The 21,686-nt window shown below is 60.2% G+C and carries 24 protein-coding genes; 4 read left to right on the top strand and 20 right to left on the bottom strand.

Translation table 11 applies throughout. The annotated features are described in order from the left end of the window. From tatB to ubiE, 7 genes are all read right to left on the bottom strand, one after another. Positions 1-315 (bottom strand): Sec-independent protein translocase protein TatB (tatB, locus tag Q8X51_RS31645; RefSeq protein WP_407695003.1); only part of this gene is annotated, 315 nt, incomplete at its 3' end. 10 nt (positions 316-325) lie between these two features. Continuing rightward, positions 326-604 carry a twin-arginine translocase TatA/TatE family subunit gene (locus Q8X51_RS31640; RefSeq protein WP_003171180.1) on the bottom strand — a complete coding sequence of 93 codons (279 nt, stop codon included), beginning with the start codon at positions 602-604 and terminating at the stop codon, positions 326-328. Between the two features lie 26 nt (positions 605-630). Then, positions 631-963 carry a phosphoribosyl-ATP diphosphatase gene (locus Q8X51_RS31635; protein ID WP_027605032.1) on the bottom strand — a complete coding sequence of 111 codons (333 nt, stop codon included), beginning with the start codon at positions 961-963 and terminating at the stop codon, positions 631-633. A 2-nt stretch (positions 964-965) separates the two neighbouring features. Beyond that, the gene (gene hisI, locus Q8X51_RS31630; protein WP_012721796.1) at positions 966-1,358 is read right to left on the bottom strand and encodes a phosphoribosyl-AMP cyclohydrolase; all 393 of its coding nucleotides are present in this window, start codon (positions 1,356-1,358) and stop codon (positions 966-968) included. 41 nt (positions 1,359-1,399) lie between these two features. Further along, positions 1,400-3,004: a ubiquinone biosynthesis regulatory protein kinase UbiB gene (gene ubiB / locus Q8X51_RS31625; protein WP_065925725.1), complete on the bottom strand. Its 1,605-nt coding sequence runs from the start codon at positions 3,002-3,004 to the stop codon at positions 1,400-1,402. Continuing rightward, complete coding sequence (locus Q8X51_RS31620; RefSeq protein ID WP_065925724.1) at positions 3,001-3,624, bottom strand: ubiquinone biosynthesis accessory factor UbiJ; 624 nt, start codon at positions 3,622-3,624, stop codon at positions 3,001-3,003. Before Q8X51_RS31620 ends, ubiB begins: the two co-directional genes overlap by 4 nt. Further along, complete coding sequence (gene ubiE, locus Q8X51_RS31615; RefSeq protein WP_003171186.1) at positions 3,624-4,394, bottom strand: bifunctional demethylmenaquinone methyltransferase/2-methoxy-6-polyprenyl-1,4-benzoquinol methylase UbiE; 771 nt, start codon at positions 4,392-4,394, stop codon at positions 3,624-3,626. The genes Q8X51_RS31620 and ubiE overlap by 1 nt, the downstream gene beginning before the upstream one ends. A gap of 144 nt (positions 4,395-4,538) precedes the next feature. Here ubiE and Q8X51_RS31610 point away from each other — a divergent pair, with 144 nt between their 5' ends. The 3 genes from Q8X51_RS31610 (at position 4,539) to Q8X51_RS31600 (ending at position 6,308) form a co-directional block, all read left to right on the top strand. Continuing rightward, positions 4,539-4,814: a polyhydroxyalkanoic acid system family protein gene (locus Q8X51_RS31610; RefSeq protein ID WP_027605029.1), complete on the top strand. Its 276-nt coding sequence runs from the start codon at positions 4,539-4,541 to the stop codon at positions 4,812-4,814. Positions 4,815-4,919: 105 nt separating this feature from the next. Beyond that, on the top strand, positions 4,920-5,342 hold the full coding sequence (locus tag Q8X51_RS31605) for a phasin family protein (RefSeq protein ID WP_027605028.1): 423 nt from the start codon (positions 4,920-4,922) through the stop codon (positions 5,340-5,342). 12 nt (positions 5,343-5,354) lie between these two features. Then, on the top strand, positions 5,355-6,308 hold the full coding sequence (locus Q8X51_RS31600) for a phasin family protein (protein ID WP_407693546.1): 954 nt from the start codon (positions 5,355-5,357) through the stop codon (positions 6,306-6,308). Between the two features lie 69 nt (positions 6,309-6,377). Here Q8X51_RS31600 and Q8X51_RS31595 read toward each other — a convergent pair whose 3' ends face one another. From Q8X51_RS31595 to Q8X51_RS31570, 6 genes are all read right to left on the bottom strand, one after another. After that, positions 6,378-6,899 carry a fimbrial protein gene (locus Q8X51_RS31595; protein ID WP_065925722.1) on the bottom strand — a complete coding sequence of 174 codons (522 nt, stop codon included), beginning with the start codon at positions 6,897-6,899 and terminating at the stop codon, positions 6,378-6,380. 18 nt (positions 6,900-6,917) lie between these two features. After that, positions 6,918-7,853 carry a fimbrial protein gene (locus Q8X51_RS31590; RefSeq protein WP_407693627.1) on the bottom strand — a complete coding sequence of 312 codons (936 nt, stop codon included), beginning with the start codon at positions 7,851-7,853 and terminating at the stop codon, positions 6,918-6,920. A gap of 70 nt (positions 7,854-7,923) precedes the next feature. Continuing rightward, complete coding sequence (locus tag Q8X51_RS31585; protein ID WP_407693547.1) at positions 7,924-10,509, bottom strand: fimbria/pilus outer membrane usher protein; 2,586 nt, start codon at positions 10,507-10,509, stop codon at positions 7,924-7,926. Between the two features lie 158 nt (positions 10,510-10,667). Next, positions 10,668-11,435, bottom strand: coding sequence for a fimbrial biogenesis chaperone (locus tag Q8X51_RS31580; protein WP_407693548.1), 768 nt, complete (start codon positions 11,433-11,435; stop codon positions 10,668-10,670). 8 nt (positions 11,436-11,443) lie between these two features. After that, entirely contained in the window at positions 11,444-12,211 is a 768-nt protein-coding gene (locus Q8X51_RS31575; RefSeq protein WP_407693549.1) for a fimbrial biogenesis chaperone, read from the bottom strand. 99 nt (positions 12,212-12,310) lie between these two features. Beyond that, positions 12,311-12,892, bottom strand: coding sequence for a fimbrial protein (locus tag Q8X51_RS31570; RefSeq protein WP_065925847.1), 582 nt, complete (start codon positions 12,890-12,892; stop codon positions 12,311-12,313). A gap of 370 nt (positions 12,893-13,262) precedes the next feature. Here Q8X51_RS31570 and Q8X51_RS31565 point away from each other — a divergent pair, with 370 nt between their 5' ends. After that, positions 13,263-13,925, top strand: coding sequence for a response regulator (locus Q8X51_RS31565; protein ID WP_407693550.1), 663 nt, complete (start codon positions 13,263-13,265; stop codon positions 13,923-13,925). A gap of 7 nt (positions 13,926-13,932) precedes the next feature. Here the strand turns inward: Q8X51_RS31565 and Q8X51_RS31560 are convergent, their stop codons facing one another. The 7 genes from Q8X51_RS31560 to hslV form a co-directional block, all read right to left on the bottom strand. Next, on the bottom strand, positions 13,933-14,553 hold the full coding sequence (locus tag Q8X51_RS31560) for a TetR/AcrR family transcriptional regulator (protein WP_407693551.1): 621 nt from the start codon (positions 14,551-14,553) through the stop codon (positions 13,933-13,935). A gap of 27 nt (positions 14,554-14,580) precedes the next feature. Beyond that, entirely contained in the window at positions 14,581-16,263 is a 1,683-nt protein-coding gene (gene phaC / locus Q8X51_RS31555) for a class II poly(R)-hydroxyalkanoic acid synthase (RefSeq protein ID WP_407693552.1), read from the bottom strand. Between the two features lie 88 nt (positions 16,264-16,351). Next, the gene (phaZ, locus tag Q8X51_RS31550; protein ID WP_027605018.1) at positions 16,352-17,197 is read right to left on the bottom strand and encodes a poly(3-hydroxyalkanoate) depolymerase; all 846 of its coding nucleotides are present in this window, start codon (positions 17,195-17,197) and stop codon (positions 16,352-16,354) included. 135 nt (positions 17,198-17,332) lie between these two features. Then, positions 17,333-19,012 carry a class II poly(R)-hydroxyalkanoic acid synthase gene (phaC, locus tag Q8X51_RS31545; protein WP_065925717.1) on the bottom strand — a complete coding sequence of 560 codons (1,680 nt, stop codon included), beginning with the start codon at positions 19,010-19,012 and terminating at the stop codon, positions 17,333-17,335. A gap of 249 nt (positions 19,013-19,261) precedes the next feature. Next, on the bottom strand, positions 19,262-19,639 hold the full coding sequence (locus Q8X51_RS31540) for a gamma-butyrobetaine hydroxylase-like domain-containing protein (protein WP_065925716.1): 378 nt from the start codon (positions 19,637-19,639) through the stop codon (positions 19,262-19,264). 79 nt (positions 19,640-19,718) lie between these two features. Next, entirely contained in the window at positions 19,719-21,056 is a 1,338-nt protein-coding gene (hslU, locus tag Q8X51_RS31535; protein WP_027605015.1) for an ATP-dependent protease ATPase subunit HslU, read from the bottom strand. A 37-nt stretch (positions 21,057-21,093) separates the two neighbouring features. Beyond that, complete coding sequence (gene hslV / locus Q8X51_RS31530; RefSeq protein ID WP_010563201.1) at positions 21,094-21,624, bottom strand: ATP-dependent protease subunit HslV; 531 nt, start codon at positions 21,622-21,624, stop codon at positions 21,094-21,096. Positions 21,625-21,686: the final 62 nt, after the last annotated feature.

Here is a 21,686-nt window from a genome sequence, read left to right as displayed (position 1 = left end):
GGGCGGGGTATCCACCGCAGGCGCGATGCTGTGCTCGGCCCCAGGCTCCACCGGTTTGGCGGGCTCCTGCACCGGCGACAGGATCTTCCGGGCTTCCTGCTCCAGCGACAGAATATGTTCGTTGTGCAGTTGGCGACGGATCTCGTCGGCGCCGATTTCCCGTTCAACTTCCTGTTTGATGGCGTTGAAACTGCGTTTCAGGCGCCCGATCCACAGGCCGGCCGTGCGCGCGGCACCGGGCAGGCGTTCCGGCCCCAGTACCAGCAAGGCAACCAGGCCGACGAGCAGCAGTTCAGAGAAGCTGATACCAAACATTAGTCAGTGCTCACGAGTCTTTGCGGGTCGGCTCTTCGACTTTTTCAGCCTGCACGTCGAAGGTACGACGCTCGGTGATCGGCTGGGTGGCCTGGGGGTGTACAGGCTGGGCCGGTGGCACCGGGTTGGCGGCCGGGTCGGCAGGCTTCTCATCGTCGTTCATGGCTTTACGGAAGCCCTTGATCGACTCGCCCACATCGGTGCCGAGGTTTTTGAGTTTCTTGGTGCCGAATACCAGTACCACTACCACCAGGATGACGATCCAGTGTTTCCAGTCAAAAATGCCCATGCTGCAAATCCTCTAGTAAAAGTTATTCAAGCGGACGGGCGCGAGGCCTTTTCGGCGTGCCCGGACAAGCCGAAGCGACGGTCCAGTTCATCCAGCACGGCCTGTGGATGCTGCCCCAGTTGGGCGAGCATGACCAGGCTATGGAACCACAAGTCGGCGGTCTCATAGATGACATCACTGCAATCGCCGCTGATTTGCGCGTCCTTGGCGGCGATGATGGTCTCGATGGACTCTTCGCCGAGTTTTTCCAGAATCTTGTTCAGGCCCTTGTGGTACAGGCTGGCGACGTAGGAGCTGTCGGCGTCCGCACCTTTGCGGTCCTCCAGCACCTGGGCCACACGGTTGAGGGTATCGCTCATGGTCAGTGTCCTGCCGAGTAGATGGCGTGCGGGTCTTTGAGCACCGGCTCTACAACCTTCCATTCGCCGTTCTCGAACACGCGATAGAAGCAGCTGTGGCGGCCGGTGTGGCAGGCGATGTCGCCGATCTGCTCGACCTTCAGGATCACCACGTCGGCGTCGCAGTCGATGCGCATCTCGTGCAGGGTCTGCACGTGCCCGGACTCTTCGCCCTTGCGCCACAGTTTGCCACGGGAACGTGACCAGTAAATGGCGCGCTGCTCAGTGGCGGTGAGGCTCAGGGCCTCGCGGTTCATCCAGGCCATCATCAGCACGCGCCCGGTCTTGTAGTCCTGGGCAATGGCCGGCACCAGGCCGTCACTGTCCCACTTGATCTCGTCCAGCCAGTCTTTCATCTTCGGCTCCGGCAATTTGCCACAGTGTATAACCGGATGGGCTATCGACGCACGATCAGATAAACACCCACGGCGACCATGATGCCGGCCGGCCAGTGGCCCAGTTGGTTCAGCGGTCCGCCAATGGCCAGCATTGCCCCGCCCACCAGGTGCGCGGCGCCCAGCAGGCGCAGGAACCAATCGTCCTTGCGCTTGCGCCATGGCGGTTCCGGGTCTTTGGCGTGGGGCTGGGACATGCGCTCCAGCAGGTCGCGGGTCATGTTGGCCAGGTGGGGCAGTTGTTCCATCTGGCTATGCAAGTTGCCCAGCATGGTCTTGGGGCTCATGCGCTCGCGCATCCAGCGTTCCAGGAAAGGCTGCGCGGTGTTCCACAGGTCAAGGTCCGGGTACAGCTGGCGGCCCAGGCCTTCGATATTGAGCAAGGTCTTTTGCAGCAACACCAACTGCGGCTGCACTTCCATATTGAAGCGCCGCGCGGTCTGGAACAGGCGCATCAGCACCTGGCCGAAGGAGATATCTTTCAGTGGCTTTTCAAAGATCGGCTCGCACACGGTGCGGATCGCCGCTTCGAATTCATTGAGCTTGGTTTCCGCCGGCACCCAGCCCGAATCGATGTGCAGCTGCGCCACGCGGCGGTAGTCACGCTTGAAGAAGGCGAACAGGTTGCGCGCCAGGTAGTCCTGGTCTTCCGGGGTCAGGCTGCCGACGATGCCGCAGTCGATCGCAATGTACTGCGGGCTCCACGGGTTGACGGTGCTGACGAAGATATTGCCGGGGTGCATGTCGGCGTGGAAGAAACTGTCGCGGAACACCTGGGTGAAGAAGATCTCCACGCCGCGCTCGGCGAGCATCTTCATGTCGGTGCGCTGGTCGGCCAGGGTCGCGAGGTCGGTGACCTGCACGCCGTAGATGCGCTCCATCACCAGCACTTTCGGGCGGCACCAGTCCCAATACACCTGCGGCACGTACAGCAACGGCGAACCTTCGAAATTGCGCTTGAGCTGGCTGGCGTTGGCTGCTTCGCGCAGCAGGTCGAGTTCGTCGTAGATGGTTTTCTCGTAGTCGGCGACCACGTCCACCGGGTGCAGCAGGCGCGCATCGGCAGAGAAACGTTCGGCGGCGCGGGCCAGGATAAACAGCCACGCCAGGTCCTGGCCGATGATCGGCTTGAGGCCCGGGCGAATCACCTTCACCACCACTTCTTCGCCGCTCTTCAACTGCGCGGCGTGCACTTGCGCCACCGAGGCCGAGGCCAGCGGTTCGACGTCGAAGCGGCTGAACACCTCGCTGATCTTCTTGCCCAGCTGCTCTTCGATCAGCTTCATCGACTGCTGCGAATCGAACGGCGGCACGCGATCCTGCAGCAGCATCAGTTCGTCGGCGATGTCTTCGGGCAGCAGGTCGCGACGTGTGGAGAGGATCTGCCCGAACTTGATAAAGATCGGCCCCAGGTCCTGCAAGGCCAGGCGCAGGCGCGCGCCCCGGCTTAGTTCCAGCTGTTTGCGCGGGAACCAGCGCCACGGCAGCACATAGCGCACCGCCAGCAGGAACCACGGCAAAGGCAGGGCGAACAGCAGGTCATCGAGGCGGTAGCGGATTACGACGCGCTGGATACGGAACAAACGGCGGACGGCGAGCAGCTTCATGCGTTATCGCTTGGATCAAGGGAACGGCTCAGGCGCTCGAAGCGGGCCTCGAGGCGTTCCAGGTCGATTTTGGCCTTGTCGAGCTCACGAAAGCGCGCTTGCGCTTCGCGTTCTCCGACCAGGGTGCGCGATTCTTCGCTCAGGTATTCGGCAAGGTTCTGGTTGAGGCTGGCGAACCCCTGCTGGTACCAGCGCGTGCGACTGCGCAGGTGCCCGCTGATCAACTGGGTGGCGACGGGGCCGATCCAGCGGGACAGCTCGTATTCCCAGTCCAGTTCCAGGTCCTGCAGTACGGCGGCCAGGTCCATCAGGACCGCGCTGTCGCCTTCCAGGTGCACTTCGGGGCCGTGGAGGATGGCGGTCTTGTTGCGGCTCAGCGTTAGGTGCAACAGGCTGGAGGCCGGTGCACGCAGGGTGCAGTCGGCTTCGGCAGCCCATTGAGTGGCGAGCAGCAGGCCTTCATCGCTGGGCAGGATAAACAGCTGCAGGGCGGGGCTGGTGCAGTCCACGGCGATGACCTTGCCGTTCAAGTGCGCGAGCCGCGCCAGGGCGGTGCTGTCCAGGCGCAGTACACGGTTGATACCGTGTTCGACGCTGGCGAGAAGGCCTTTGAGCAGCATCAGGGCTTGATGCCACGGTGCAGGGCGACAATCCCCGAAGTCATGTTGTGGTAGGTCACGCGGTCGAAACCGGCTTCTACCATCATCGACTTCAGGGTTTCCTGGTCGGGGTGCATGCGGATCGATTCGGCCAGGTAGCGGTAGCTTTCGGCGTCATTGGTGATCAGCTTGCCCATCAACGGCATGAAGGCGAAGGAGTAGGTGTCGTAGACCTTGGACATCAGCGCGTTGGTCGGCTTGGAGAACTCCAGTACCAACAGGCGACCACCCGGCTTGAGGACGCGCAGCATCGAGCGGATCGCGTCTTCCTTGTGGGTCACGTTGCGCAGGCCGAAGGCGATAGTCACGCAGTCGAAATGGTTGTCGGGGAACGGCAGCTTTTCAGCGTCGGCCTGGACGAATTCGATATTGCCGGCCACGCCTTTGTCGAGCAGGCGGTCACGGCCGACCTTGAGCATCGAGCCGTTGATGTCCGCCAGCACCACCTGGCCGGTAGGGCCGACGAGCTTGGAAAACTTGGCCGCCAGGTCACCCGTGCCGCCGGCGATGTCCAGCACGCGGTTGCCGGTGCGTACACCCGACAGCTCGATGGTGAAGCGTTTCCACAGGCGGTGCATGCCGCCGGAGAGCACGTCGTTCATCAGGTCGTACTTGGCCGCCACGGAGTGGAATACCTCAGCGACTTTTTCCGCTTTCTGGCTTTCCGGGACGTTCTTGAAGCCGAAGTGAGTGGTGGGTTCGGCATCGCTGCCTTTGCGCTGATCAGTCATATCGCTGTCACCAAAAGAGAATGCGGGACATGATAATCCCCAAGGCCTGCTTTGTCTTGGCAAGGCTGCAGGTAAGATAGGCAGGCACCGAGACCTTTTGCCGCATTCAAGGTATTCAAATCCCTATAAAGAGGAGTCATTGCAATGGCCCGTATAACCGTTGAGCGTGCGCATTCCCTGGGTAAAGAAGGGGCACGCGCAAAGGCCGAGAAGTTGGCGCATAAACTCCAGGAGCAATATGGCCTGGAGCCCTCGTGGTCCGGCGATACCTTGAACCTCAAGCGTTCGGGGGTTAAAGGCACCGTGTTGGTGGCGGATGATTCGCTGCGCATTGATGTGGAACTGGGCCTGTTGATGTCGGCCATGAGTGGCACCATCAAGTCCGAAATCGAGAAAGCCCTGGATAAAGCCTTGGCCTGATCCGCGAGTACTTAGGGTGCCGATTCTAATTTTCCAGCCTACTTTGTGCCCAGGTCCTCAACTCCTGCGGGCCGTTCCTCCCCCCTTTTCTGCGTGAGGTGCACCATGGCCAAAGTTATCCTGAAGAAAAAAATCGATGCTCAGACCGGCGCGTTGAGTGACGTTAAAACCTATGCCCGCAAGATCTGGTTGGCGGGTCTTGGTGCCTACGCGAAGGTCGGCAGCGAGGGCGGCGACTACTTCAAAGAGCTGGTTAAAACCGGTCAACATGTTGAAAGTAAAGGCAAAAAAGTTGCAGTGGAACAACTTGATGCGGCCAACAGTCAGATTGATCAAGTAAAGAGTAATGTCTCCGCGGTCAAAGGTCTGGTAGAAGTTCAGCTGGATAAAGTTGAAAAAGCTTTTGATACTCGCGTTGCCAGTGCCTTGAATCGAATTGGCATTGCGTCTAAACATGACGTGGAGACACTCTCTGCTAAGCTCGAAGAGCTGACGGCATTGCTCGAACGTGTCGCGCGTAAACACTAAGGAGACATCGGGATGGCTGTTAAAAAGACTACTCAGAAAGAAGGCAGCTCGTGGGTCGGGAAAGTTGAAGAATACTCCCGCAAGATCTGGCTGGCTGGTTTAGGCGTTTACTCGAAGATCGACAGTGACGGCAGCAAACTCTTCGAGACCTTGGTTAAAGACGGCGAGAAGGCCGAGAAGTTGACCAAGAGCGCAGTCGGTAAACAAGTAGGCGCTGCTAAAGCGACTGCCGGTTCGCGCATCAGCGATGCGAAGAAACAGGTATTGGGTACTTGGGGCGAACTCGAAGGGGCGCTGGACAAGCGCCTCAACAGTGCTATTTCGCGCCTGGGTGTGCCGAGTAAAGCTGAATTGAAGGCATTGCACGGCAAGGTCGATACCCTGACCAAGCAGATCGAAAAACTCACCGGTGCCAAAGTGGCTCCTGTGAAAGCGGCTGCAGCTAAGCCGGCTGCCAAGCCTGCTGCAAAAACGGCCGCTGCCAAACCAGCGGCTAAAACGGCTGCCAAACCTCTGGTGAAAGCTGCCGCCAAGCCAGCTGCAAAACCCGCGGCCAAGGCAGCTGTAAAAGCAGTCGCTAAACCGGCTGCCAAAACTGCAGCGGCCAAACCGGCTGCCAAGGCCACCGCTAAACCCGTGGCTGCGAAAGCCGCTGCCAAACCTGCGGCCAAGCCAGCAGCCAAGGCCGCCGCAAAACCGGCCGCTAAGCCCGCAGCCAAAACCGCAGCCGCCAAACCCGCGGCCAAGCCTGCCGCTGCTAAACCTGCAGCCAAGCCCGCCGCCAAACCTGCTGCGGCGAAAAAGCCAGCTGCAGCGAAAAAACCGGCAGCGCCTAAGCCTGCTGTTGCCGCCAAGCCGGCAACCACGGCACCGGCTGCTTCGGCGGCCAACTCGGTGTCGGCACCCACGCCTGCCGCCACCCCGACTGCAACGCCGGTCACCCCGACGCCAACCAGTCAGTCCTGATTTTTCCGGGACGCGCAAAAAATGCCCGGCCTGCAAAGGCTGGGCATTTTTTTGTGCGCGGTTACCCCATCAATTATAAGTGATGGAAACGGTGACAGTGCTGTCCAGGGTACCTGCGGTAATCGCGGAGCCGGTTTTCCGGTACGACGCATTCATCGGTAACAACGCTCTTGCGCCGCTTGTGGCGATCTGGCGGGTGCGCTGGGCGACAGAACCATTGGCGGGAATGTCAGCGACGTTTCGGTGGGAAAGCGAGAGCGCCGTCCCGGCTGAGGTTCCGGTGTTGGCGAACAATGCGCCATTGCCGCTGGACGGAGTGCCCGCGAACAGAAAGAACACATTTTGAATGTCCGATTCGCACTCGGCGGTAATGTCGAAATTTGTCGTACCCACTTCTTCGGATGAATCAAAATCCGATACTTTGATCGAGGGCAGGGTGATGGTGCGGGTCACATCACCGGCGGCCAGGTTGCAGGTGCCGGCATTGACCTGGCCGGTAAAGCGCAAGGTGCCCGTGGTTGCGGCCTGGACCGCAGTGGCGGCCAGGCTCGCGGTGATAGCCAGCAGCAGGGGCAGGGCTCGAATCCTCATTACATACTCCTCAGGTTTTTAGTTATAGGTGATGTTGACGGTCGCGGTCGTTTCGAGCCTGCCTTGGCTGACCGTGCCGTTCTTGTGATACGCCGCACCCAGCGGCAGCACCGCGCGCCCCCCGGAGACCGGCACCGTGCGGGTGTTTTCGGTGCCGTTGGCGAGGATGTTCTGGATACCACCGCCAATGCGCGAATACAGCCACAGGGCGACGCCACCGGCAGTGCCCGTATTGGCGAAGAGCCGATCATTGCCAGGTGCGGGGGTACCGGAAAAGCGGAAGGTCACGTTGGAAGCGTTGGTGCAGTTTGCGGTTAACTCGAAGTTGCGTGGGCCTGCGGTCGTTGCGTTATTGAATGCGCCGACTTGCACCGGGTCGAGCGAGATCGTGCGGTTGACGTCGCCGGTCGCCAGGTCGCAGGTGGCGGCGGGCCTGACAAAGCGCACTGCGTTGCCGAGCCTCAGGGTGAACCTCTCTGGACGGTTATCCAGTCTTTTCACCCAAATGTTTCCGGCAGGCACTGTCCCGTCTGTCACAGGTCCGGATTTATAGAACCTTAATTCCGCGGCCATAAAGCTGGTGAGGGAGCCACTGAAGTTGTTTTGTTGGCTCTCCATGGCAAAGAAAGGGTAAAGCGCGCCGGAATGTCGGATGCGCATGTGTACACCCACACCAGGAACTTCGGTCTCGTAGTACTTTACGTGAGACCTTGCGCTGTAGCGCCCGGTGATCGTTAATAAAGTGTGGCTGCAATTCATGGTGTAATAGGGTGCCGTACCAGTGAATTCCTTAATGACAATTTCAGACTCCACCGGGAGGCTGTCCGGTACGACGATTGTGGACGGAAGGGTGAGTGTGAATGTGTCGTTCTGATACCTGTCACACGCCGCTTGAGCCGCGATCGGCGAGCCAAGGACCAGCACTGTTGACATGAGTTGTATGGCGCGTTTCATCTTCAGTCCCGCAAAAGAAATAGGGCGGTTGCAGGCAAGCAGTGCACTGGGCGTGCTTGCCTGCGCCGGATCAACTGCTTGCATTGCGCTCGCTCGACGGTGGCATGTGCTGTGCTGTATCGAGCCGGCAGGTGCCCGCGTCGAGATTAAGCAACCGTTGGGTGCCGGCAATGTTCGACTGTGCGCCCAAGTCGTAATGCAACTGGCATGCGGCGCCGGCATGGGGGCCCCACTTGATCGTCAATGGTCCCTGTGTACGAGACACTCGAACAAAGGCTTGACCACCCTGCCCGACCACCCCGACGCTCGCGCCGTCCTCATCAAACACATCCGCACCAAACGGCAAGGAGCTGCCATCCTCGCGCAGTGCCGTGATCAACATGGCCTGGCCGCTGACCGTCTCGAACTTAAGCTTCACCACCGAACCGGCACGGGGCGCTACGTTCTGGGCGGCGGTCTTGAGTTCCACATCGACCGAAAGATCCTTCGGGTCCAGCTCCACGACGTTCTGGCGATACGGGGTAAGGTGGGGTACCACGGCGTAGCCGCTGTTACCGACTTGCGCGCTGTGGTTACCGTTGATCCGCGCACCCTGGGCGTCGGGCGCCTGGACGATGCCGATGGTGTCGCCCAGCTCCGGAGCGAAGGTCACGCCGCCGGCGTGGGCAACGATGCCGCCGGTCATCCCCAGCGATACCGAGCGGTAGTCGCTGCTCTGCCCGTAACCGGCAGACAGCACGCCGTGACTGGCCTGGTATTTCATATCGGCACTCGCGGCGTTACCACTGCCTCGGGTTCGACTGGCACCAAGGCCATAGCTGAATTCGCTGCGTTCGCCAAGGCTGCCGCCGACGTTCACGCGCTCGCCACTGTTTTGGTCGCCGTGATAGACCGTGGTGGTCAGGGTCGGCGAACGCGCGCCGCTGCCCAGGGGCAGGCTCAAGGTCAGATCCACCTGCTTGTCGACTCGGTCGCTCAACAGGTCACGGGTGCGCTGTGCACTGACGGTATAGTGAAGGCCCTTCCAGGTGCCGCTGTATCCCGCGGTAAAGGTCAGGTTGCCACTTGTGCGGTTCCAATAGTTTTGCGAAGAACCGGTCAGGTAAACTGAGCCGTTGCCCAGGCTCTGGTTGAGGCTTATGTCCATTCTGTCGCGCAGGCGCGAGACGCTGTCGAGGCTGAGTCCGTCGATGGCAAGGTCGCGAACCCGTGCGGCATCGCCTACGCTCAGGAACCCTTCAGTGGAATAGCGGTAGGCCCCCAATGCGAAGTGAGTGCCGGTGTCTGCGAGATTCTTGCTGTAGCGCAGTTGCAGGCTTTGTCCCTCCCGCGAACCGTGCCCAGGTACATGGGCATTGGAGTGGGTCAAGTCAAACGACACCGCACCCAATGGCGTGTTGAGTGCCGTTCCCAATAATTGTGAATTGTAGTCTTGGCCCACCACCGCGCCGGTATAGCCGGTCAGTAGATTGCTGAGGCCATGCTGGTAGGTCGCCTGCATCAGTGTGGGAGGGTGCCGAAGGCCAAGTTCATCGAGCTGGCCGATGCTCAGCGAATAGCGGTGGTGGCCGGGTCGCAGGAGGTTGGTGTTGGCCGCAAAGGGGACGATGAACTCCCGCTGACGGCCATCCGCCTCGGTGATCGTGACGGTCAGGTCGCCGCCATATCCGGTAGGGAATAAATCATTGAGTACAAACGGCCCGGGCGCCACCGACACCTCATCCAGCAGTACCCCGCGCTGGCGCACGGTAACCCGCGCGTTGGTCTCGGCAACGCCGCGCACCACGGGGGCAAACCCGGTCTGGGAATCAGGCAGCATCCGGTCATCACTGAACAGGCTCGCACCCCGCAGGCGGACGCTGTCGAACAGCTCGCCCGGCGTGTAGATTTCGCCGACCATCAATTGAGACTGCAGCGAGCTCATTTCACGCTGAACGTAGGTGCTGCTGCTCTGGTAGCCAGAGCCCACCGATGATTGGCTGTAGCTGCCGTTGTGGCGCCAATGCCAGTCGCCCAGGTTGAGCCCGGTGTTCAGGCCCAGGTAGTTGGAGTTGAGCGACTGATGCCTGGTTTGGGTGGCAAAGGTGTTGGCGTTGTAACGCACGAAGGCTGCGTCGATGCCACTGTCCCAGTGTTTGGGATCGATATAGCCCCGAGCCTTGCGTGCGAGGTAAATCTGCGGGATCTGCAGGTCAAGGCGATTTTCACCAGAATCGAACCGGCTGCTGGCGCCTGGCAGGTAGCTGGCAATATCGGCGCATGCGGAAAATACGGCGTCGGTCGATTGCCTGTCGACCGCCTCCATGTCGATGCCGAACCTGAAGAGCGCGTCACGCTCAAGGCACATCTGCGCAGTGTCTTGTCCGTCCATGGCCTTGAACGATAGCGTCTCTCTGCCTATCCATTGGCCGTTGAGATAAACCTCCGCACGGTAGCTGCCGGGTAGCACGACGTTGCCTTGGTTGAACTTTGAAATGTCGACCTGCAAGCCCGCTGCCCCGCCGGGAAAAAAGGCCGGGTTGAATACAGAATGCGTGGCGTCTTGGGCCGCTGCAGTGTGGGCGCCACCCAACAGCAATAGACCTTGAGCTACAAGCGTCAACCTGAAAGGCGATATAAACCCGTTTTCGGGTCTGGCCGGTGTTTTCGAACTCATGGATACCGTTCCCGGGGAAAGTTGTGGTCCGAATTGCGACAAAGCGCGGCCCTGTCCTGACGAACAAGTACTGAACGGACGTGTTTGATTTGTGCTGCGGCGGGTCAATCAACCTCGAGAGGCAGGGACTGGACCCTGATGAACTCAGGGTGGGGCGATCATGGCGACACCTTGGCGCTGTGCTGGATCGTGAGCCCGAAGTCGTCGAGCGTCTGGAACTCCACGGTCATCTCGGTTGTACGCAACGACGCAAGCCCTGCAATCTGGAAGTGGTTGCGGCTATCGGGCGCCACCATATTGTCGCCGCTCGATGCAGCGGATTTGCGCGCATGGCGCTGTCCCTGCGCGACCACTTCGATCTGGTCGAAATTCACGTAATAGGGGGTCGGGTTATAGACCTCCAGTGACGGGCCGTGCTCGGTGGTTACGCTGCGCCACTGCAATTTGGCCGGCGCGGCTTCGGCCGCAAAGGGCAGGCTGGGCGGTCGGAGAAGTACCTTGATCCTGGAGCGGAAGGCAAGTTGCAACTGGTTACCCTGGTCGGCATCTTGGGCCTGCGAAGGCACTTCGAGTAAGTTGAACCAGTACAGGCTTTCCTGCTTCGATGTCAGCGTTTCGCCGGTGTATGCCAGGCGCACGACGTGTTGCCGGCCTGGCTCGATACGAAAGATCGGCGGCGTGACAACAAAGGGGATTCCGCCGGCGTCCGGGGTAGAGTGCTCGTCACCCTTGTCCAGCCATGCCTGCATCAGGACGGGTACCTGATTCTTGCTTTCCAGCCTTACTGTGACTTCCTTGTCCTGTTGCGGATAGATGATCCGTGTGCTGCTGATCACAACGCTTGCCTGCGCCATGACGGGACAGATCAGTGCAAGCGTCAACAGGCTGAGTCTGGTTAGCCAATGTGAGATCAAAGTCACGTTCATGCTGCGGGTTATCCTGCGGACGAAAGGGTGACAGCCGCCGTGTGCTGCACGCGGGCGCCAAAATCGCTGACGGAAACGAATTCGACCTTGGGGTTGCCGTTGGGACGAATACGCAACTGGGGCAATGCAAACAGTTTCATGTCTCCGGCCGGCAATAACAGACCGTCATTGGCCGCCTGGCTCGGCGCCTTGTTGAACCGTTTGCCTTCGCTCAGCAACGCGACCGATGCCAGCGAAATATGGTAGGGCGTGGGGTTGGTCGCTTGCAGGGCGAACCCATGGTTATGGGGGACCAGTTTCCACTGCAGTTTGGTTGCCGCGCTGCTGACGGGGTATGGCAATCCTTGTGGGCGCAGGAAGACCCGCAAGCGAGTGCGAAACGACAATTCGATCTGGTTGTTTTGCGCGGCGTCGGCGGAAGTCGGCGGCACTTCGAATATGTTCAACCAGAACAGGCTTTCGCGATCAGTAGGCAACGGGGCGCCGGAATAACGCAGGCGCAATGCCTGTTGTTGGTGCGGTTCGATGCGAAACATCGGCGGTGAGAGGGTGAACGGAGTCCGCGCAGTCGCTGGTGTCGAGTTTCGGTCGCCCGTATCCAGCCAGGTCTGTACCAATGCCGGACGATCGGCTTTATTCTCCAGGCGCACAACGACCTCCTGCTGCTCAGCGGGGTAGATCACGCGTGTGCCATGGACAATGATGCCGGCATGGGCGTTGAGCGCGTGCAGCGACAGCAGCCCGAGGGCACAGGTGGCGAGAGCACGGCGGGCCATTCTTTTAATCATTTGAAGTCTCTTCGAGTCTGGGGGCGGACCCGCAACGCAGTTGCAGGTCCTGGGCTTCGAGGTCTGCGTGTGCAGACGTGTTATCCCTTACTCGGCGTATTCGACCAGGAAGCCGACGCGTGTTTTCACCGTGCCTTCGGTTGCGGCGCCGCTGGCGTACATTTGGGCTGCCAGCGGGATAATGGCCTGGTTATCGGCGATCACAACGCCCTCGGATTTTTCGGTGTAGACGTTGATCGGGGAGCCGTCGCGGTTAGTGACTTCGACCTGTACGTTCTTGGCGTTGGTGGTGTCGGAAGGGTCGTCGTAGCCGTCGATGTTCAAGCGGCCGGTAGCGACGTCAATGGCTGGGCTGGTTGGGTCGAAAGCCACCATGGCCGTGCGGCCGTTGGTGCAACTGCCTTCGCCGGGCCCGCCAATGCGAATGGTGAAACCGGTGAGGTTGGCGCGACTGCCAGCGGTTGCCAGGCGTGAAGCAGAGACGCCGCCCAGGTTGACGTCCTTGACCACTGCGCCTGTGCCAGGTGCGGCACCCTCGACGGTGCAGGTCACATCGGTCACCAACCCCGTGAAGTTGATGACCCCGTCGTTGGTGGCGAATGCGGGCCGTGATAACGCAGCCGTCAGGGCAAGAAGTGTTGCAGCGGTGGAGATAGCGGTAAATTTCATGATGATTCCGGTCGTGATTTTAATAAACGAGAGCCGCCACAGGTAAAAAGCAGCACCTGTAGTTCGTTTCGAACTAGTCTCTAATGGCGGTTATATAATTTGGCGTGCAGTGCCAGATGGCATCTATAGTGAAGTGGCGAGTTTTATCTCGTGATAGTTCGAAAAATAATCGAGTTAACTTAGGAATTGTCTGTAGTACTGGGAATTATCTGTAGGATGTTGCTGAAGGGGTAACGCTTATTGCCCCGCTATGTTGATCCCTTGATGGGGCAGGGTATACCGTGCTCGCAGCAGCGAATAATGTTGCGGTGTTGTATTTACTTATGCGGGTTTATTTATGCCTACTTCAATATCCACTACGTATACCGTCATGCTGCTAGATGACCATGCGATGCTTCGGCAGGGGATCGAGTTGGGGTTGAGCAACGAGGCCGACCTCCATGTGGTCGGCTCTTTCGGGACGGCCAAGGAATTACTGGAAGCCCTTGCGCGGCGCCCGGCGGATGTGGTGGTAATGGACTTCATCCTGGCCCCTTCGGACAACGATGGCCTGAGTCTTATACAAGCGCTGAACCGGCGCTTCAGCCAGTGCCGGCCGTTGATTGTCTGTTCGCATTACACGCCCGCTACCGTATCACTGTCGCTGAAGGCTGGCTGTTGGGGAATCCTGGGTAAAACCCAGAACCTGACGGAGTTGATCACGGCTATTCGAACCGTTGCCCAAGGTCGAATTTATCTGCAGCCTTGCATGGTGCCTGCTTTGCAGGGCATGCAATCAATGCTGGAAATCGTGAGTATGAAGTCGAAAATGGACTATGCAACGCCGTTGCGCTTGAACGCCTGTCTTACGCCTAAAGAACAGGAGGTGCTGCGATGTTTTCTGGATGGAATGTCGGTGAATTCGATTGCCGCAAAGTTCTCACGCAGTGCAAGTACGATCAGTACGCAAAAACAATCGGCGTATCGCAAGTTGGGTATCAAGACTGACAGTGAGCTGTTCAAGTTTACCCACCAGTTCGGTGAGCCCGGATGACCGACTCTCAGGCCGATTCATCCAGATAACTCAGCGCCAGACGCTCCGTTGCCAGCCGCGCGGGTAACAACAGGTGCGGCGCCACCAACATCATGATCTGGTACACCACGACCTGCACTTCGCTTTCGCGGTCGAGAATCCGCTGGTAGTCCAGAGAAAACAGCAGGGTCATGGTGATCTGTTCCACCAATTGCCCAAGCGCCTGGGTATCGCTGACCAGTTGTCCATCCGCTTTGAGCCGGGCCAGCAAGGACGCGAGGGTGCGCTTGAGTGCGGTCAGCAGGTTGCGAATGCCCTTGGCCAGTTTCGGCAGGCGCCCCGCCAGGTTCGACAGGTCCTGGAACAAAAACCGGTATTGGGCCATGCGTTCGATGATCAGGTGCAGGAACAGCCAGTAATCCTGGGCCTGCAGTTGCGCGTCCGCCGGCGGGTCGAGCAGCGGCGCCAATTCGCCCTGGAAGCGCTCGAACAGCCCGAGCACCAGTGGCTCCTTGCCATGGAAGTGGTAGTAGAGGTTGCCGGGGCTGATCCCCATTTCATTGGCCACCTCCATGGTCGACACGTTCGGCTCGCCCTTCTGGTTGAACAACTGCAAGGCACATTCAAGGATACGGTCGCGGGTCTTCATCCAGCCTTCTTAATCTGATCGTTGAGCTCAGCGCACTCGCACGTAGGTGCCGGGCGCCGCTTCCATCGGTGGATAGTTCTGGTTGCCCAGGGCGGTGAGGGTTTCGCGCTGTACGCCCGAGCGCTGCTGGATCCACGCCAGCCACTGCGGCCACCAACTGCCCTCGACGTGGTTGGCGTCGTAGTACCAGGCACGCGGGTCGCTGCTCAGCTTGGGGTTTTCGACGTAGTTGGCCTTGGGGTTGCCCGGCGGGTTGAGGATGCTCTGGATATGCCCGCTGTTGGACAGCACGAAGCGCCGCTCGCCACCCAGCAATTGCGTGGAGCGATACACCGCGTCCCACGGCGTGATGTGGTCGTTGATCCCGGCCACGCTGAAGCTGTCCACCGTGACCTTCTGCAGGTCGATGGGCGTGCCGCACACTTCCAGGCCGCCGGGATGGCTCAGCGGGTTGTGCTTGAAGAAATCGAGCAGGTCGCCATGCAGTGCGGCGGGCAGGCGCGTGTTGTCGTTGTTCCAGTACAAAATGTCGAAGGCCGGCGGTTCCTTGCCCAGCAGGTAGTTGTTGATCCAGTAGTTCCAGATCAGGTCGTTGGGACGCATCCAGGCGAACACCTTGGACATGTCACGGCCGTCCAGCACACCCTGCTGGTAGGAACGACGCTTGGCCGCCTCGAGGGTTTGCTCATCGGCGAACAGCATGGCGGGGCTGTCGATCTGGCTGTCCAGCAGGCTCACCAGGTAGCTGGCGCTGGAGATGCGGCGCAGCTGGCGCTTGGCTTGCAAGTGGCCTTGCAGGGCGGCGATGGTCAGGCCACCGGCGCAGGCGCCCATCAGGTTGACCTCGCGGGCGCCGGTGATGGCCCGACAGACATTGAGCGCTTCCTCCAGCGCCGCCACATAGGTGGACAAGCCCCATTCGCGGTGGCGTACATCCGGGTTGCGCCAGCTGACCATGAAGGTCTGCAGGCCGTTCTTGAGGGCGTACTGCACGAAGCTATTGGCCGGGCTCAGGTCGAAGATGTAGTACTTGTTGATTTGCGGCGGCACGATCAGCAGCGGCCTGGCGTACTGTTTTTCGCTCATGGGCTTGTATTGGATCAACTCCAGCAGCTCATTGCGAAATACCACCGAGCCTGGGGTGGTGGCCACGGTCTTGCCGACTTCAAAGGCCTGTTTGCTCACCTGGCGCGGCAGGCCGTTGTTGTGCAGCAGGTCGTCGAACAGGTTGCTCACGCCGCGCACCACACTGTTGCCGCCGGAGTTGAGCAGCTCCTTGACGGCCAGCGGGTTGAGCAGGGTGTTGGAGGGCGACACGGCGTCGTTGATCAAGGCGAAGGCAAAGTGTGCGCGGGCGCGGTCGTCGGCGCTCAGTGAGCTGTCATCGATCCACTGGCGGGTCTGCTTCTGCCAGCTCAAATAGGCTTGCAGGCTGCGTCGGTAGAACGGGTTGAGCGTCCAGGTCGGGTCGCTGAAGCGGCTGTCCCGTGGGTTGGGCTCGTGCACGGTCTCACCCAGCAGCACACGACCCAGTTGACTGCCCAGGGCCAGGGCGTGACGGGCGGTATGCACCGGGTTGCGCCAGCCGTGGGCGGCAACGCTGCGCAAGGTCGACAGCAAATCCCGACCGCGCAGGCCGGTGATCGCGTTTTGTGCGTTGATGAACGCGGCAGGGGTGGGCGCCGGGTTCGTCACGGGTCTTTCTCGCATGAGCCAACACTCCTTCGTCAAGCCATCAACAGGCACGCCAATTCAGAACCATAGTCGGTTCTCGGCAAGTTGCGCGGCGGTGTGCTCCTTACACCGCTGGTCGCGGGTGAATCACGGCCCGCATGCGCTCCTCCTCGAGAAACTTCATGATGATCGGCGCCACGGCTTCAGCCCGGGTGATCAGGAACAGGTGGCCGTCATCGATGATGTGCAACTGTGCGTTGGGAATGCGCCAGGCCAGCATGCGCATGTTGACCAGCGGGATCAGCGGGTCGTCGTCCCCGGCCAGCACCAGGGTGGGCTGGCGGATCTTGTGCAGCCAGTGGATGCTGGTCCAGCCCAACCCCGCGAACAGTTGCCAGTAGTAGCCCAGCTTGCCGGCCGAGCGCACTTTGCTCGCGTGCTCGGCGGCCAGTTTCGAATCGCGGCGGAACGAACCGCCATAAATCATCGGTGCAATGCGCACCACGTGGGACGGCTGGATATAACGCCGGGGGCTCGCCATCAGCCACAGCACCTTCGGCTTGCCCGGCACCATAAAGGCCCCGGCAGCGGTCGCCGCCAGGATCAGCTTCTTGCAGCGCTCCGGGTAGTCATAGGCAAACTGCTGCGCCAACGCGCCACCCCAGGACACGCCCACCGCATTCACCTGGCCATAGTCCAGGTAGTCCAGCATGCGTGCGGTGAGCTTGGCCAGGCCGGGAAATCGATAGGGTCGGTTGGGCGTCGAGGAGCCACCCACGCCCGGCACATCGAAGGCGATCACTTCCAGGTCCGGGTCCAGGGCTTGGACGAACGGAAACACCAGCTCAAGGTTGGCGCCGATGCCGTTGAAGATCAGCAACGGCGTCAAGTGGGGCTTGCCCGGGCGTACCGCCGTGCGGATGGTCTGGCCATCCAGGTCGATGGTACGGAAGATGAACGGTTGCGGCATGGGGGAACCCTTCGATAGGTACTTCAATCCCTTGTAGGAGCGAGCTTGCTCGCGAAGGTCGTCAACGATAACGCGGGATAGCTGATGTCCCGTGTTGATCTTGAGCCTTTCGCGAGCAAGCTCGCTCCTACAGGACTAGCGTTCATGCACATAGGTACCCGGCGCCGCTTCGGCTGCGGCGTACGTCTTGTTGCCTAATACCGTCGGTGCCTTCTTCAGCTTGCCCGCCCGTTCCGCTTGCCACACCTGCCAATGCAACCACCACGAATCAGTGTGCTTGGTCGCATTCTCCTGCCACTCCAGTGGCTTGCCCGCCAGGCTGTCGCTGGTCTGGTAGCGCGCCTTGGGGTTACCGGGCGGGTTGAGGATGCTCTGGATATGCCCGCTGCTCGACAGCACGAATTCCACTTTGCCACCAAACAGCTGTGCCGACTTGTAGCACGACTGCCAGGGGGTGATGTGGTCGTTGGTGCCGGCCAGTGAATAGATATCGGCCGTGACCTGCTTGAGGTCGATCGGCGTGCCGCACACTTCCAGGGCATTGGCGCGCACGAGCGGGTTGTTTTTGAACAGTTCGATCAGGTCGCCATGGAACGCCGCCGGTAAGCGCGTGGTGTCGTTGTTCCAGAACAGGATGTCGAACACCGGCGGCTCATTGCCCAGCAGGTAGTTGTTCACCCAGTAGTTCCAGATCAGGTCGTTGGGACGCATCCAGGCAAACACCTTGGCCATGTCGCGGCCTTCCAGCACGCCGGCCTGGTAGGAGTGGCGCTTGGCCGCTTCCAGGGTCTGCTCATCCACGAACAGCGCCACCTGGGTGTCCAGGGTGGTGTCCAGCACACTCACCAGCAGGGTCAGGGCGTTGACCTTCTTCTCACCCAGCGCCGCGTAGTGGCCCAGCAGGGCGGTGCAGGTGATTCCGCCGGAGCAGGCGCCGAGCATGTTGATATCCTTGCTTCCGGTGATTGCCGTGACTACATCGACCGCTTCCTTGAGCGCTTCGATATAGGTCGACAGGCCCCATTCGCGCTGGGCCTTGGTCGGGTTGCGCCAACTGACGATAAAGGTCTGCTGCCCATTGCGCAGGCAGAAGCGCGCCAGGCTCTTTTCCGGGCTCAGGTCGAATACATAGAATTTGTTGATCTGCGGCGGTACCACCAGCAACGGGCGTTCGTGCACCTGTTCGGTGATCGGCTTGTACTGGATCAGCTCCAGCACGTCGTTGCGAAATACCACCGCCCCTTCGGTGATGCCCAGGGTCTTGCCCACTTCGAACGCGCCCATGTTGACCTGGCTCGGCATGCCGCCGTTGTGCACCATGTCCTTGGCCAGGTGCGACAGGCCGTCGAGCAGGCTCTTGCCGCCGGTTTCAAAGAAGCGTTTGACCGCCGCCGGGTTGGCCGCGCTGTTGGTAGGAGCCATGGCTTCGGTCATCAGGTTGATCACGAAGTGGCCGCGGCTGATGTCCTGGTCCGACAGGTTACTGTCGCCGATCCAGTCGTGCAGTTCCTTGCGCCACGCCAGGTAGGTTTGCAGGTAGCGTTTGTAGAGCGGGTTCTGGCTCCAGGCTGGGTCGTGAAAGCGACGGTCATCGCTTTCGGGTTGCAGCTGCGATTTGCCGAACATCACGTTCTTCAATTCAACGCCAAAGTGGGCGACGTGCTTGACGCTGTGCAACGGTTGCTTGATGGCTTGGGTCAGCACCATCTTGGCCGAGGCCAGTAAATCCTTTTTACGTAACGCGATGATCGGGTTGAGCCCCAGGGTGTTTTCCGAGGCCTGGCGTTTCAAGTCATCGTTGTTCTTGTTACTCATCTACGACGCTCCATTGTCCGAAAGACGAGTACCGGGTACCGCTGCGCACCAGGTTTCGATACACAACACAAGCCAGGTACTGCGACTCGGGTGACCGTTGATACCGCATCGTCAAATGCAGGGAACTTGCCAGTTCCATTGGTTACCCGAGTTTAATTTTTTTCGCAAGCGGGCCAATCGTTGGCCACGCGACAGGGCATTCAAGCAGATGAAATTAGAAAATGCCCTCTAAAGAGCAAGAAGCCTGGACTAGAGCATCAGCCGCACGACCGACTCGCTCGGATCGCGGGTTTTGCCGGCTGCCTTGAGCTCGGCAAGATAATCGGCCCACAACGCGTCCTGACGCACGGCCAATTGGTAGAGGTAGTCCCAGGTGAACAGTCCGCTGTCATGGCCATCGTCGAAGGTCAATTTCAGTGCGTACTGGCCGGCCGGTTCGATCTTGGTCAGGCGCACGTTGAGCTTGCCGAATTGCAGGATGGGTTTGCCGTGCCCCTGGACCTCGGCGGAAGGCGAATGCACCCGCAGCAGTTCGGCGGGCAACTGGTAGACCTCGTCGGGCCCATAGGTGAGGCCGAGGGTGTTGGAGGTTTTGTGCAAATTAACAGCGGTGGGGAATTTCGGCATTGGGGACACCTTGGGCTGCAAGCTACAAGCTGCGAGTTGAATGTGCTCAACTTGCGGCTTGTAGCTTACAGCTTGCGGCTTACAGAATGTACCGTGACAAGTCCTCGTTCTGCGCCAATTCACCGAGGTGGCTGTTGACGTAGTCGGCGTCGATCTTGATCGCTACGCCATTCTGCGCCCCGGCCATGTCGCCGGCGCTGAAGGACACTTCCTCAAGCAGGCGCTCAAGCAAGGTGTGCAGGCGGCGCGCACCGATGTTCTCGGTCTTCTCGTTGACCTGCCAGGCAATCTCCGCCAGGCGCTTGATGCCGTCCGGCAGGAACTCGATGCCCAGCCCTTCGGTTTTCAGCAGCTCACGGTACTGCTCGGTGAGCGACGCATGGGGTTCGCTGAGGATGCGCTCGAAGTCGCCGGGGGTCAGCGCCTTGAGCTCTACGCGAATCGGCAGGCGGCCTTGCAGCTCGGGCACCAGGTCGCTTGGCTTGCTCAGGTGGAACGCACCCGAAGCGATAAACAGGATGTGGTCGGTCTTGACCATGCCCAGCTTGGTATTGACGGTGCAGCCTTCGATCAGCGGCAGCAGGTCGCGCTGCACACCTTCGCGGGATACATCGACGCCGCCGGAGTTGCCGCGCTTGGCGACCTTGTCGATCTCGTCGATAAACACGATGCCATGCTGCTCAACGGCTTCCAGGGCCTTGGCCTTGAGCTCTTCGTCGTTGACCAGGCGTCCGGCTTCTTCATCGCGCACCAGCTTCAGCGCGTCCTTGACCTTGAGCTTGCGGCTTTTCTTCTTGCCCTTGCCCATGTTGGCGAACAGGTTCTGCAACTGGCTGGTCATTTCTTCCATGCCAGGCGGTGCGGAAATGTCGACGCCAGAGACTTCAGCGACTTCGATCTCGATTTCCTTGTCATCCAGCTGGCCTTCACGCAGGCGCTTGCGGAACAGCTGGCGGGTGTTGGAATCCGAGGCCGGTGCGGCGTCTTCGTTGAAGCCCATGCGCGCCGGTGGCAGCAGGGCGTCGAGGATGCGTTCTTCGGCGGCGTCTTCGGCGCGGTGGCTGACCTTGGTCATTTCCTGCTCGCGCAGCAGCTTCAGGGCAGCGTCGGCCAGATCACGAATGATCGACTCGACATCGCGGCCCACATAGCCGACTTCGGTGAACTTGGTCGCTTCGACCTTGATGAACGGCGCGTTGGCCAGCTTGGCCAGGCGTCGCGCGATCTCGGTTTTACCGACGCCGGTCGGGCCGATCATCAGGATGTTCTTCGGTGTTACTTCAACGCGCAATTCTTCGGGCAGTTGCATCCGGCGCCAGCGGTTACGCAGCGCGATGGCAACCGCGCGCTTGGCATCGTCCTGGCCGATGATATGGCGATTGAGTTCATGGACGATTTCGCGGGGAGTCATGGACATAGTGTTTGGCGGCCTCAAGCGGGAATAAGCCTACGGCTTACTCTGCGAGGTCCTGCTCCTCAATGGTGAAGTTGTGGTTGGTGAACACGCAGATGTCGCCGGCGATGCCCAGGGCAGTCTCGACGATTTCGCGGGCCGACAGGTCGGTTTTCTTCAACAGTGCGCTGGCTGCGGCTTGTGCATAACCACCGCCGGAGCCCATGGCGATCAGGCCATGTTCAGGCTCAACCACATCGCCGTTACCGGTGATGATCAGGGACGCATCTTTGTTGGCGACGGCCAGCATGGCTTCCAGGCGGCTGAGGGAGCGGTCGGTGCGCCATTCCTTGGCGAGTTCGACCGCGGCGCGTACGAGGTGGCCCTGGTGTTTTTCCAGTTGGCCTTCGAAACGCTCGAAGAGGGTGAAGGCGTCGGCGGTGGCACCGGCAAACCCGGCGAGGACCTGGCCGTGGTACAGGCGACGGACTTTCTTGGCGTTGCCTTTCATCACGGTATTGCCCAGGGAAACCTGGCCGTCGCCACCCATGACGACTTTGCCGTGGCGACGTACTGAAACGATGGTGGTCAAGGGGAGAGTCTCCACGCAGCGGGGCGAAAATGCCCTGATGGAAACTCATATGGGGGTGGCGG

It is taken from the genome of Pseudomonas sp. Yb2C2 (assembly GCF_052112325.1).
Lineage (GTDB): Bacteria > Pseudomonadota > Gammaproteobacteria > Pseudomonadales > Pseudomonadaceae > Aquipseudomonas > Aquipseudomonas marginalis.
The sequence above is the reverse complement of the archived record's forward strand: the minus strand, read 5'-3'. Positions and strand labels throughout refer to the sequence as shown.